Origin of the sequence: Lactonifactor sp. BIOML-A5, assembly GCF_009677585.1 — a bacterium.
Taxonomy (GTDB): domain Bacteria; phylum Bacillota; class Clostridia; order Lachnospirales; family Lachnospiraceae; genus Lactonifactor.
The window spans coordinates 17,007-28,895 of the sequence record NZ_WKYV01000045.1 but is presented as its reverse complement, the minus strand read 5'-3'; the positions used below and the strand labels follow the sequence as shown (position 1 = coordinate 28,895).

The 11,889-nt window shown below is 46.1% G+C and carries 9 protein-coding genes and 1 other annotated feature; all 9 genes read left to right on the top strand.

Features of this window, described 5'->3' with window-relative positions; all coding sequences use genetic code 11:
• Positions 1–171 precede the first annotated feature (171 nt).
• The 9 genes from GKG41_RS22175 (at position 172) to GKG41_RS22135 (ending at position 11,878) form a co-directional block, all read left to right on the top strand.
• Entirely contained in the window at positions 172–1,227 is a 1,056-nt protein-coding gene (locus GKG41_RS22175; protein WP_154262646.1) for an aldose epimerase family protein, read from the top strand.
• 196 nt (positions 1,228–1,423) lie between these two features.
• Positions 1,424–2,713, top strand: a complete 1,290-nt coding sequence (locus tag GKG41_RS22170) for a SpoIID/LytB domain-containing protein (protein WP_243141094.1) — start codon at positions 1,424–1,426, stop codon at positions 2,711–2,713.
• A 112-nt stretch (positions 2,714–2,825) separates the two neighbouring features.
• Complete coding sequence (locus tag GKG41_RS22165; RefSeq protein ID WP_226905333.1) at positions 2,826–3,692, top strand: YihY/virulence factor BrkB family protein; 867 nt, start codon at positions 2,826–2,828, stop codon at positions 3,690–3,692.
• Between the two features lie 55 nt (positions 3,693–3,747).
• Positions 3,748–3,977 (top strand) — a binding site (T-box leader).
• A gap of 36 nt (positions 3,978–4,013) precedes the next feature.
• Positions 4,014–5,033 carry a phenylalanine--tRNA ligase subunit alpha gene (gene pheS, locus GKG41_RS22160; RefSeq protein ID WP_154262634.1) on the top strand — a complete coding sequence of 340 codons (1,020 nt, stop codon included), beginning with the start codon at positions 4,014–4,016 and terminating at the stop codon, positions 5,031–5,033.
• A 14-nt stretch (positions 5,034–5,047) separates the two neighbouring features.
• The gene (gene pheT, locus GKG41_RS22155) at positions 5,048–7,465 is read left to right on the top strand and encodes a phenylalanine--tRNA ligase subunit beta (protein WP_154262625.1); all 2,418 of its coding nucleotides are present in this window, start codon (positions 5,048–5,050) and stop codon (positions 7,463–7,465) included.
• A gap of 9 nt (positions 7,466–7,474) precedes the next feature.
• Positions 7,475–8,083, top strand: coding sequence for a histidine phosphatase family protein (locus GKG41_RS22150; RefSeq protein ID WP_154262616.1), 609 nt, complete (start codon positions 7,475–7,477; stop codon positions 8,081–8,083).
• 246 nt (positions 8,084–8,329) lie between these two features.
• Positions 8,330–9,835: a histidine kinase gene (locus tag GKG41_RS22145; protein ID WP_173015689.1), complete on the top strand. Its 1,506-nt coding sequence runs from the start codon at positions 8,330–8,332 to the stop codon at positions 9,833–9,835.
• Entirely contained in the window at positions 9,832–10,545 is a 714-nt protein-coding gene (locus GKG41_RS22140) for a response regulator (RefSeq protein WP_154262602.1), read from the top strand. The genes GKG41_RS22145 and GKG41_RS22140 overlap by 4 nt, the downstream gene beginning before the upstream one ends.
• Positions 10,538–11,878: a D-serine ammonia-lyase gene (locus tag GKG41_RS22135; protein WP_154262598.1), complete on the top strand. Its 1,341-nt coding sequence runs from the start codon at positions 10,538–10,540 to the stop codon at positions 11,876–11,878. The genes GKG41_RS22140 and GKG41_RS22135 overlap by 8 nt, the downstream gene beginning before the upstream one ends.
• The last annotated feature ends 11 nt before the right edge of the window (positions 11,879–11,889 follow it).

Genomic DNA, 11,889 nt, shown 5'->3' with positions numbered 1-11,889 from the left:
ATACATCTATTATACCAAAAAAGAGCCTCAAAGTCTTGTAAGTGCTGACTTTTCTGGCTCAATGGCGAAGAAAATCCGAGGCACTTGTCCTCGGACTTTGTCTACAGTCTGAAAGAGCCATTTTTAATGGCTCTTTTTCTGAAAAAGACATGCGGAAAGAAGGTACAGTGAATGGGAATAATTGAAAAAAGCTTTGGCAGAACAGATGATGAGAAAGAAGTATATCTGTATGAGCTGACAAATAAGAGCGGCTCAGTAATGAAAGTTACAAACTTCGGAGCGATTTTGGTATCTCTGTTGGTTCCGGATAAAGACAAGCATCTGAAGGATGTAGTGCTGGGCTATGACAGTGTTACAGAATATTTACATAATCCCTGCTATTTCGGCTCTACCATAGGCAGGAGCGGAAACAGAATTGCAGGAGGCAGATTTGAGATAAATGGAACCGAATATCAGATTCCTCAGAACGAAAACGGGAATAATCTTCACAGCGGACCTGACGGATATGAGAAGAAGATCTGGGAAGTGAAGGCTCTGGATGACGAGAAAAGCAGTATTACCTTTTATCATCTCAGTCCGGATATGGAGCAGGGATACCCCGGCAACTTTTCTGTTACTGTAACCTATGAACTTACCGATGAGAATGAACTTAGAATTCACTATGAAGGCAGCTGTGACAAGGATACGGTGGCAAATCTCACCAACCACTCCTATTTTAATCTGGGAGGGCATGAGAGCGGTTACGCCATGGGTCAGCTTCTTCAGATTCATGCAACAAAGTATAATCCTGTGATTGACGCTGCATCAATACCAACCGGAGAGATTGCCGACGTCACCGGCACACCTATGGATTTTACAGAACTAAAACCAATGAAGCAGGAGATAGACGCTGACTTCGATCAGCTGAGATATACAGGTGGATATGACCACAATTATGTATTGGACTGGGAGCCTGGAAAATTAAAAGAGGCGGCAAAGGCTTACTGCAGAGAGACAGGAATATTGATGACAGTTTTCACAGATCTGCCGGGAGTACAGTTTTATGCGGGAAATGGAATCGATAATGTAGTGGGCAAGGAAGGCCTGATTTATCCCCGCCGGAGTGCGTTCTGCCTGGAAACACAGTATTACCCCAACGCAGTGAATACACCTGCATTTCCATCACCTGTCCTGAAGGCGGGTGAGACTTATCATACTACAACCGTCTATAAATTTACAGTTGAATAAAAATTAAGATAATAAAATCAGGGATATTGCAGAAAAAGCAGTGTCCCTGATTTCTTATTTTTGTATTTCTGCATATAATATTGGTATGAGGCTAAAAAATAAGATTATATGGAAACTGATTGTTATTATACTCTGCTTTTTGTGCATCCTGTTTCTGGCCCTCTTTTCCCGAAGAAAGGATGATAATACCCAGTACATGAACCTGAGGGAAGAGCGGCTCTTAAAGGAAAACGAGAGAGCCAGTATCCGGGATGCCAGGCAGAGTACGAAAACTGTGGAGAAGACCCAGGACCAGGAACCCCAGGAGGGACAGTCTGGGGCAGAGACAGAATCTGAGGATAAAGTAATACAAGTGTTGATAAAGACAGATGACTACAGCAGCTATGAACATTCCTCCCTTCAATTTACCATCCGGGGGGATTACAGGATAACTGGAGGGGAGGAAGCATCTCTCAAGTCAGGAGAGACTGTCACTGTAGAAAGGGATTCTCCTTATTTCAGGGACGGCTCCTTTCGGATAGAACCATTGGAGGAGAATAACCAGCTTACTCTTTTAAGTGTATCCAGAGGTCAGGGAAATCCTTCCTATCAGGGGGCCTTCACTATTTATCAGGAGGAGGCGGGGCTGCGCATAGTGAATGAACTTCCTGTGGAGACTTATCTGCGGGGGGTTGTTCCCAGTGAGATGCCTTCCTCCTATGAAATGGAGGCTTTAAAAGCCCAGGCTGTGTGCGCCAGAACCTATGCCTATGTCCAGCTGGGGGAGAACAAGTTAAAAGACCTGGGGGCTCAGGTGGACGACAGTGTCTCTTTCCAGGTCTATCAAAACAGCGGCACAAATGAGAGAACAGATGAGGCGGTAGCAGCCACCAGGGGGGAGATTCTCTGCCAGAATGGAAGTCCCATTGATGCCTATTATTTCTCTACTTCTCACGGAAAGACAAGTACAGATGAGGTTTGGGAGGCATCTGCCCCCGCAGCTTATCTGAAGAGTGTTGTGTGCGAGTACGACAAAGAAGAACCTTGGTACCGCTGGAGCGTAACCTTTTCAAAAGAGCAGCTTTTGAAGGGAATCCAAAGCAGCTATCCTGAGATTACTGATTTAAGTTCTCTGGAGATTCTGGAAGTGGGTGAGGGGGATGCAGTCCTGTCCATGGGGATCAACAGTCCAAAGGAGACAGTTACCGTACAGAATGAATATACAATCCGGCAGATCCTGGCGCCGAGAGGGCTCAAAATTACCAGGCAGGACGGCTCAGTAGTGGATGGAGGTTCTCTTCTTCCCAGCGCTTACTTTACGCTGGAGGAGCTCCGGGAGGGAGAGGAATTGAAGGGGTATACCATACACGGTGGCGGCTACGGACACGGCGTGGGATTAAGCCAGAATGGTGCCCAGCATATGGCACAGGAGGGAAATGGATATAAGGAAATTCTGGAGTATTTTTATAATGGTGTAACCTTAAACCGTGCAGGGGAAGATCAGTGATTTGACGGTAACTTGCCTGAAAGAATAATTCATGGTATTATGATAGTCATCAAATACTGAAATGGGATCTTATATTATGATAAAGCGTATCTACCGGACAGTGAGAGGATTTATGAATAAAATAAATGAAGATCATGTGACTGCCTATTCTGCTCAGGCGGCTTATTTTGTGTTATTGTCATTTATTCCATTTCTGCTGCTTCTGCTTACATCAGTGCAGTATACGCCAATCAGCAAGCAGCAAATGGCAGATGCTGTGATTAAGGTGTGTCCGGACAGCTTCAAATCCTTTGTGACAGGTATTATAGAGGAAGTGTATAACAAGTCCCTTGCTGTGGTTCCCATCACTGCCCTGACTGCTCTCTGGTCTGCGGGAAAGGGAATACAGGCCCTCACGAATGGTCTCAACTGTATCTATCAGATACGCGAGACAAGAAATTACCTGGTTACCAGGATACGCTCAATCTTTTATACCATGATTTTTCTGATTGCTATCATATGCACCCTGCTGCTTCTGGTGTTCGGAAACAGCATACAGAGGGAACTGACAAAGCACCTGCCTTTTCTCTCTAATCTGGTAGCTATGATTATCAGCCTGCGTACGGTAATCGCACTGGGACTGCTGGCTTTTGTCTTTCTGTTTCTGTATAAATTTGTGCCGAACCGCAAGGCAACGCTGCGAAGCCAGATTCCGGGAGCTGTTTTTACCTCCCTGGCCTGGTCTTTGTTTTCCTTCGGTTTTTCCCTTTACTTTGACTATTATGATGGAATGTCCAATATGTACGGGAGTATGACCAGTTTGATCCTGATCCTCTTGTGGATGTATATCTGTATGAACATTGTTATGATCGGAGCGGAGATCAACTGCTATTTTGAAGAGAAGTTCCGGCAGGTGCATTCGGCCGCTGTGGAGCGGATCAGAAAAGAGTACGTGCAGCTTCTTGAGGGAGGCCGAGAAGAAGAGGAAAAGGAAAAATAAATTTTTCTTGACAGAAATCTTTTATATGTTAGAATATAAAACAGACATATTTAATGTAAAAGCTGTGAAAGTGTAAGTAGATCTTTATTTTCTTTCAGAGAGAGGAAGTCACCGGCTGTAAGCTTCCTTAAGTTCAGATAATGATTGAATTTCCCACTGGAGCTGCATTTCTGAAAGCGCTGCTGCTATTAGGAAATGACGTGTGAGGCGCGTTAAGCCGTAATGAGTGCCCGGTTTTTCCGGGAATCAGGGTGGTACCACGGAACTGTCAGCTTCGTCCCTTTTAGGGAGGAAGCTTTTTTTGATCGAAAGGAGAAGAACATGAAAGAAAAATTACAACAGATTCAGGCAGAAGCTGTAAGACGTATTCAGGAATCAGACTCCCTGGATAAATTAAATGAGGCCAGGGTAGCGTTTCTGGGAAAAAAAGGCGAACTTACTTCTGTATTAAAAGGAATGAAGGACGTGGCAAAAGAGGAGCGACCTCTGGTGGGGCAGCTGGTAAATGAAACCAGGGAAGCTATCGAAAGCCTTTTAGACCAGACGAAGGAAAAGCTGGAAGCCAGACTTATGGAGCAGAAGCTCAAGGAAGAAGTCATTGATGTGACACTGCCCGCCAAAAAGACAGAGATTGGCCACCGCCATCCCAATACCATTGCTCTGGAGGAAGTAGAGAGAATCTTTATCGGTATGGGCTATGAGGTGGTGGAAGGGCCGGAAGTAGAATATGACCTTTATAATTTCGAAAAACTAAATATTCCGGCCAACCACCCGGCAAAGGATGAGCAGGATACCTTCTATATCAATAAGGACATCGTGCTCCGCACCCAGACATCTCCCGTACAGGCCAGGGTTATGGAACAGGGAAAGCTTCCCATCCGAATGATTGCACCGGGACGGGTATTCCGTTCTGACGAAGTGGATGCCACCCATTCTCCTTCCTTCCATCAGATAGAGGGACTTGTGGTGGATAAGCATATTACATTTGCAGATTTAAAAGGAACTTTGGAAGAATTCGCAAAAGAACTCTTCGGCCCGGATACAAAGACAAAATTCCGCCCTCATCATTTCCCATTTACGGAGCCAAGCGCCGAAGTGGATGTCACCTGTTTTAAGTGCGGCGGAAGCGGCTGCCGTTTCTGCAAAGGATCCGGCTGGATTGAGATTCTTGGATGCGGTATGGTGCACCCTCATGTGCTCGAGATGTGCGGCATTGATCCGGAGGAGTATTCAGGATTTGCTTTTGGTATGGGACTGGAGCGCATCGCCCTTCTGAAGTATGAAATCGATGATATGCGTCTTTTATATGAAAACGATACACGGTTCTTAAAACAGTTCTAAGGAGGAGAGAAAGAATGAATACATCATTGTCTTGGATTAAAATGTACGTGCCGGATCTGGATGTGACGGCACAGGAATACACGGACGCTATGACATTGTCCGGAACAAAGGTGGAAGGCTATGAAATACTGGATGCGGACCTGGAAAAGATTGTGGTAGGCCAGATTGAAAAAATCGAGAGACACCCGGATGCAGATAAGCTTATTGTGTGCCAGGTAAATGTAGGCACAGAGATAGTGCAGATTGTGACCGGCGCCCCCAATGTAAAAGAAGGGGACAAAGTCCCTGTGGTTCTGGACGGCGGCAGGGTTGCCGGGGGACATGACGGCAAAAAAACTCCCGGAGGGGTGAAAATCAAAAAGGGCAAGCTAAGGGGAGTGGAATCCTCTGGTATGATGTGCTCTATTGAAGAACTGGGAACAACCAGAGAATTTTACCCGGAAGCGCCGGAATACGGCATCTATATATTCCCACAGGATACAGAAGTAGGAGAGAATGCTGTGAAGGCTCTGGGGCTGGATGACGTAATATTTGAGTACGAGATTACCTCAAACCGCGTGGACTGCTACAGCGTCATCGGAATCGCAAGGGAAGCCGCCGCTACCTTTGGAAAGAAATTTGTTCCCCCTAATGTATTACAAACCGGAAACAGCGAAAACGCCGGTGATTATATAAAAGTTACCGTAGAGGACACAGACCTTTGTCCGCGCTACTGTGCAAGAGTAGTGAAAAATGTAAAAATAGGTCCTTCTCCCAAGTGGATGCAGCGCTGTCTGGCTGCCAATGGGATCCGCCCCATTAATAACCTTGTAGACATTACCAACTATGTTATGGAAGAATTCGGACAGCCAATGCATGCCTATGATCTGGATGCTATTGAAGGCAGAGAAATTGTAGTGCGCAGGGCAAAAAAGGGTGAAAAGTTTATTACCCTGGACGGTCAGGCGCGGGTTATGGATGATTCTGTTCTTATGATCTGCGACGGCAAAAAGCCTGTGGGCATCGCAGGGATTATGGGCGGAGAGAATTCTATGATTACAGACAATGTGCAGACCGTTCTCTTTGAAGCAGCTTGCTTTGACGGTACAAATATCCGGCTGTCCAGCAAAAAAGTGGGGCTTAGAACCGATGCATCCGGAAAGTTTGAAAAAGGCCTGGATCCCAATAATGCCCAGGCTGCCATTGACCGTGCCTGCCAGCTTATGGAGGAACTTGGTGCTGGGGAAGTGGTTGGAGGAATGGTAGATGTCTATACCACCCCAAAAGAGCCGGTTCGTGTGCCATTCGCACCTGAAAAAATCAATGATCTGCTGGGAACTGATTTGACCCCGGAAGAGATGCTGGGCTATCTGGAACGGGTCGGGCTGGCATATGATACAGATGCCAACGAGATCGTGGCGCCTACCTTCCGGCATGATATATTCCGTACCGCGGATTTGGCGGAGGAAGTGGCAAGATTCTACGGATATGACAATATACCTACTACGCTGCCAAAGGGAGAAGCAACCACAGGAAAACTTCCCTTTAAGCTGCGCATAGAGGAAGTGGCCAGGGATATGGCCGAATGCAACGGATTTTCTCAGGGGATGTGTTATTCCTTTGAAAGCCCTAAGGTATTTGACAAGCTGAGAATACCTGAGGACAGCCCTCTTCGCCAGGCCGTTACAATAATGAACCCACTGGGGGAGGATTTCAGTATTATGCGTACAATCTCATTAAACGGTATGCTGACTTCCCTGGGGACAAACTATAAACGCAGAAATAAGAATGTAAAACTGTATGAGTTAGGAAATATTTATCTGCCGAAACAGCTGCCTCTTACGGAACTTCCGGAAGAACGGATGATGTTTACCCTGGGTATGTATGGCGAGGGCGACTTCTTTACCATGAAAGGTATGGCAGAGGAGTTCTTTGATAAGATAGGTATGCATAAGAAGGAAGAATATTCTCCTGAGGACAAAAAGCCATATCTGCATCCTGGCCGCCAGGCAGATATCTACTATGATGGAGTAAAAGTAGGCTTTCTGGGAGAGGTGCACCCTGCCGTGGCAGCAGCTTACGGTATTGGAGAGAGAGCTTATGTAGCTGTGCTGGATATTCTGGATATTCTTCCAATGGCTACCTTTGACCGGAAATATACAGGAATTGCCAAATATCCCGCTGTCAGCCGTGACATCAGTATGGTCGTACCAAAGGCTATCACTGCGGGAGAGATTGAACATGTGATAATTCAGAGAGGCGGAAAGCATCTGGAAAGTTACCACCTGTTTGATATCTATGAGGGAAGCCAGATTAAAGAAGGCTTTAAGTCAATTGCCTATTCCGTAACATTCCGGGCAAAAGACAAGACATTGGAAGAGGCGGATGTTACCTCGGCAATGAAAAAGATTTTGAACGGATTGGAAGCTCTCGGCATTGAACTGCGTAAGTAGGTGAATCCCATGAAATTATATATTGTGCGCCATGGGGAAACTCCATGGAATGTAAAGTTTAAGCTGCAGGGAACCTCGGATATCCCCTTGAACGAAAAGGGGATTCTTGCCGCAGAGAAAACCGGGGAAGCTTTGCGGGAGGTTCCTTTTGACATCTGCTACACCAGCCCGCTTCAAAGGGCAAAGGAAACCGCCGGCCTGATTCTCAGAGGACGGAATATTCCTATGATTGAGGATGAGAGGATACAGGAAATTACCTTTGGGGTTTGGGAGGGCCGGTGCTGCCGCCCCGACGCAATGGAAATTCCAGGGGAGATGCTGGATAACTTTTTTCACCACACAGAAAGATATCAACCCCCTGAAAGGGGAGAGCGGATCTCAGATGTAGTAAAGCGGACCCGTGATTTTTTTCAGGAAATGATTCACAGATCCGATTATGAGGATAAAACGATTCTGATTGCATCCCACGGCTGTGCAGTGCGCGCTCTGCTTCAGAATGTCTATCCCCCGGGGGATGATTTCTGGCACGGAAAAGTACCTCCTAACTGTGGGGTTAATATTGTGGAGGCACATAAGGGTGTGGCAAAATTAATTGTGGAAGATGCGGTTTATTGTTAAGGATACAGAAGCAGCCGGGCAGAAGACCGGCTGCTTCTGTTTTCATGTCTTATGCAGGAAAAAAGACAAAATTGGAAAAAGAAAAATCAAATTTGGTCATATTATTTTTTCTTGATATATAGGATAATAGAATTGTCAAAAATGATCCTATTTCCCGGAGTATGTTTGACAGATTTCCCTGAATCGTATAAGGTAAGTATAAGAATAAAAAAGATATCATACGTATCGTGTATACAGGAGGAAAGTATGGGTACACAAAAGACAGATTGGGGAGATGTTCAATGGCTGCAGATGAACCAGGAAGGATCCTCCCGGTTTAAGATGAATGTGGGGATCGTAACTGTGGAGCCAGGAACCCACCAGCCGGCACATGTACATTATGAAGAGCAGGTAGTTCATTTTCTTCAGGGGGTTGGGCTGAATAAGATTGACGGACAGGAATGCCTCCTGAAGCCGGGAGACACCTTCCACTGGCCGGCAGGGGTGATTCATGAAATTATGAATACCGGAGATGAACCCATTCGGCATCTTCTTGTATCAAATCCGGAAAGCCTGGATGAGGAGATTATTATGAACCCATGGGGGAAAGAGGAAAAACTGCTGATGCCGGTAGAGGCAAAAGAAATGTTCTATACGGCTGTGGAGGCGATTCGGACACAGTTTCTGGAAAACATGTACTATGCCTATGCTATTTTCGACAGGGACAATACGCTTGTGCTTAAGAGCAAATATTTTCCTACGTACTGCCAGGAGTGCTGTAACCCCTCACTGTACTACGGAGCGGCTCCCTGTTTGGTTCCCAACAGCAAAGAGCGGCTGCGTATGGAACAGACGTATCACTGTACCCATGACATGGAAGTATACGCAATGCCTGTCTCCTATAAGGGATATTATCTGGGATATATTAAGGGAGGATTCGTGCGCCGATCACAGACACCCGACCATCAGGCTTACGGTGTGTATGATACGCCGGAAAGCACGGTACAGGGAATAAAAAATCTTCTCAGAAGAATTACAAAAGCGATCCGCAATTTCTGTGAATTCGATCAGTTCAGAAAACGGCTGGCAGAGCAGGAACTTCAGATTTATGACGGGCTGGCATCCCAGCAGCTGCTGGCTAAAAGTCTCAGGGAGGCTGAATATGCTATGACGAACCTGAAGATAAGCAATCACTTTTTGTTTAATACATTAAACAGCATGGCATCCATGGCACTTGACGGAGGGCTGCCAAAGCTTTATCAGTCCATCATTGACCTGTCCAAATTGTTCCACTATACGCTCAGAACAGAGGATACTGTTGTAAGCTGGAGGCAGGAATTCGAGTATTTGAATTCTTATCTAAAACTGCAGAAACTGAGATACGAAGATACCCTCTCTGTTGTGTATGACATTGAGCCAAAGGTTCAGACGTGCAGGGTACCTTTTAACTTCCTTCAGCCTATTGTAGAAAATGCATTTACCCACGGGTTCAAATCTACTTCCAATAAGAGTCTGTATCTGCAGGCTTACTGCAGTAAAGAGCGGGTAATCATAAAAATTATGAACAGCGGGAAGATTCCGGATAAAAGGATATGCCAGTCTGTGAATCTCGGAATGAAAAGCAACACCTCCCATGGACTTTCCATGGTTTACCAGAAACTGTCTGTCATATATGGGGAGGATTTCCGGATGGAAATGAGGTCCTGGGAAAACGGGGCAGAGTTTTATCTGGATATTCCGTTCCAGCCTGTATCAGAGGAGGACGAAGTATGATACGTGCTGTTATCTGTGACGACGAAAAGGCGGCATTAACGATTATCTCTTATTTTATCCAGCAGGAACATCTCCCTATTCGGCTGGTAGGTACTGCAGAGGACGGGAGACAGGCGCTGGAGCTGATACAGAGGGAAAAGCCGGATTTGATTTTTATGGACATTCAGATGCCTTATATGGATGGATTTGAAGTGCTTCAGAGGGTATCAAACAGCAAAGTGATTATTATCACAGCTTACGGATCTTTTGAGTATGCCCAGAGGGCTCTGCGCATGGATGTGTCTGATATCATTGCCAAGCCTATAGAGCTGGAGCAGCTTCGGGCAGCTGTCACAAGGGCGATTGGCTGGAATTTTACGGACAATTCTACGGTGAATCAAATACTGGCATATATCCACCAGCATTACAACGAAAAGATAGAGCTGGAAGACCTCTCACGGGAAACCTTCTGCGGAGAAAGCCATATAGCAAGGCTGTTTAAAAGATATATGGGGTACACCATACTTTCCTATATTCACAAGGTCAGGATAGAAAAGGCAAAGCTTCTGTTGGAGGAGGAAAGTCTGAACATTCAGGAGGCCGCAGAGCGATGCGGGTATCCCAATCTCAATAATTTTTATAAGTATTTTAAACAATATGCAGGGATGACGCCGGCAGCGTATGTACAGAAACATAAAATGATGAATAAGGAGGAGACAAGTGATGCTTAACAATGAAAAGATAAAGGAAGCAGCAGAAGCCGTACCGGTTCTGAGGCGTGCTGCAAGGGAAGAGGAACTCGTATGGATCAATCCGGATCTTACGGAATTTGCCACTGCAAAACCTGAATTAGAACTTACAATGGACGATATTGAGGATGCTGAGAGAAGACTGGAGCGTTTTGCACCTTTTATCATGAAGTGTTTTCCTGAGACAAAGCCCAGAAACGGCCTGATTGAATCTGTGTTAACTCCAATACCCGAAATGCAGAAGGCGCTGAACGAAGCGTATCACAGTCATCTGCCGGGAAGGCTCTTTTTAAAACAGGACAGCCATCTGGCTATTGCAGGTTCAGTGAAGGCCAGAGGCGGTATATATGAAGTGCTGAAGCATACAGAAGATTTGGCGGCAGAGCATGGCATTTTAAAAGAAGGAGACTCTTATGAGATCCTGGCTTCGGAAGAAAATAAAGCATTTTTCAGAGGATATACCATACAGGTTGGTTCCACAGGGAATCTGGGTATGAGTATAGGGATCATGAGTGCCGCAATCGGTTATGAAGTAATCGTACATATGTCTGCGGACGCAAAACAGTGGAAAAAGGACCTGCTGAGATCCAGGGGAGTCACGGTGATGGAATATGCGTCGGATTATAGTGAGGCAGTGAAAAACGGCAGAAAGCTTTCCGATGCTAATCCCAAGAGTTACTTTGTGGACGATGAGAATTCCAGGAATCTGTTTTTGGGATATGCAGTAGCGGCAAAACGTCTGGTGGGGCAGCTTGAGGAGCAGAAGGTAAGTGTGGACAAAGAACATCCCCTGTTTGTGTATATTCCCTGCGGAGTGGGAGGCGCACCGGGAGGGGTATCCTTTGGACTGAAGCATATGTTCGGGGACTTTGTGCACTGTTTTTTTGTAGAGCCAACACAGGCCCCCTGCATGCTGGCAGGCATGGCCTCTGGTCTGAACAGCGGGATCTCGGTACAGGATTTGGGTCTGACCGGTCTTACACACGCAGACGGTCTGGCTGTGGGGCGTCCTTCGGGATTTGTGGGAGGAGTGATGAAACCCCTCCTTTCGGGAATTTTTACTGTGAAGGACAGTCTGCTGTATGACTATATGCGTCTCCTCCTGGACTCTGAAGATATTTTTCTGGAACCCAGTGCCTGTGCTGCCTTCCAGGGACCGGCCAGAGTGCTGCAGTATCCTGAGACAAAGGAATACCTGACGGCGCATCAACTTACAGAGAAAATGGATCAGGCTTCCCATATAGCCTGGGCTACAGGCGGGAGTCTGGTGCCGGAAGATATACGGGAAGAGTATAAGAATACTTATCTTGCGTAAGACCTAAGATA

Excerpts from the sequence above, each read along its gene's own strand:
- GKG41_RS22165 (WP_226905333.1), top strand. The coding sequence starts at position 2,826 with ATGAATAAAATAAATGAAGATCATGTGACTGCCTATTCTGCTCAGGCG.
- pheS (WP_154262634.1), top strand. The coding sequence starts at position 4,014 with ATGAAAGAAAAATTACAACAGATTCAGGCAGAAGCTGTAAGACGTATT.
- GKG41_RS22140 (WP_154262602.1), top strand. The coding sequence starts at position 9,832 with ATGATACGTGCTGTTATCTGTGACGACGAAAAGGCGGCATTAACGATT.
- GKG41_RS22145 (WP_173015689.1), top strand. The coding sequence starts at position 8,330 with ATGGGTACACAAAAGACAGATTGGGGAGATGTTCAATGGCTGCAGATG.
- GKG41_RS22135 (WP_154262598.1), top strand. The coding sequence starts at position 10,538 with ATGCTTAACAATGAAAAGATAAAGGAAGCAGCAGAAGCCGTACCGGTT.
- GKG41_RS22170 (WP_243141094.1), top strand. The coding sequence starts at position 1,424 with ATGAACCTGAGGGAAGAGCGGCTCTTAAAGGAAAACGAGAGAGCCAGT.
- pheT (WP_154262625.1), top strand. The coding sequence starts at position 5,048 with ATGAATACATCATTGTCTTGGATTAAAATGTACGTGCCGGATCTGGAT.
- GKG41_RS22150 (WP_154262616.1), top strand. The coding sequence starts at position 7,475 with ATGAAATTATATATTGTGCGCCATGGGGAAACTCCATGGAATGTAAAG.
- GKG41_RS22175 (WP_154262646.1), top strand. The coding sequence starts at position 172 with ATGGGAATAATTGAAAAAAGCTTTGGCAGAACAGATGATGAGAAAGAA.